Below are 442 nucleotides of genomic sequence, written 5' to 3'. Positions count from 1 at the left end.
GTGCCATCTTCTCGGTATAAGTAATATTTTTCTTTCGGCATTTTTAACACTCCTTAATATTCGACGATTGCGGGTCTTTCTTCTTTTTCTTTCAACTTATCATCAATAAGTTTTTTAAGTTTCTCTTGGTCTCCGTTTGCAAAATCAATCATCTTTTGAGCATATACATCTCTACAATGTAATATTTCTTTTATATTTTGTTTTGTGATTACCACGCATCTCGCTCCCTGAAATCGTCTCCGATTACTCTTACTTTTCTTGCTCTTTTTTTCATTCTCGAATTTATACGTTGCCAGTTCATATTTTGATTTAGTTCTTTATCACTAAAGTTAGTTGTAAAGATGTTGTTTTTACCTACTCTGTTATCAACAATGCTGAAAAGTTTATTTATAGTGTGTTCTGTGTTTTCTACACCCATATCATCTAGTACAAGTAAATCAAT

1 protein-coding gene and 1 pseudogene are annotated in these 442 nt (G+C 31.4%); both read right to left on the bottom strand.

The features are described 5' to 3' along the window. Positions 1 to 53: 53 nt before the first annotated feature. Complete coding sequence (locus IDG65_RS14270; RefSeq protein WP_000237153.1) at positions 54 to 215, bottom strand: hypothetical protein; 162 nt, start codon at positions 213 to 215, stop codon at positions 54 to 56. Continuing rightward, positions 209 to 442: pseudogene (locus IDG65_RS14265) on the bottom strand (DNA replication protein DnaC); the annotation flags it as partial. The gene IDG65_RS14270 and the pseudogene IDG65_RS14265, both read right to left, overlap by 7 nt.

The sequence above is a fragment of the Staphylococcus sp. EG-SA-17 genome (genome assembly GCF_017151845.1).
Taxonomy (GTDB): domain Bacteria; phylum Bacillota; class Bacilli; order Staphylococcales; family Staphylococcaceae; genus Staphylococcus; species Staphylococcus aureus.
Note: the sequence above shows the minus strand (reverse complement) of the source record. Positions and strands in the feature narration are given on the sequence as shown.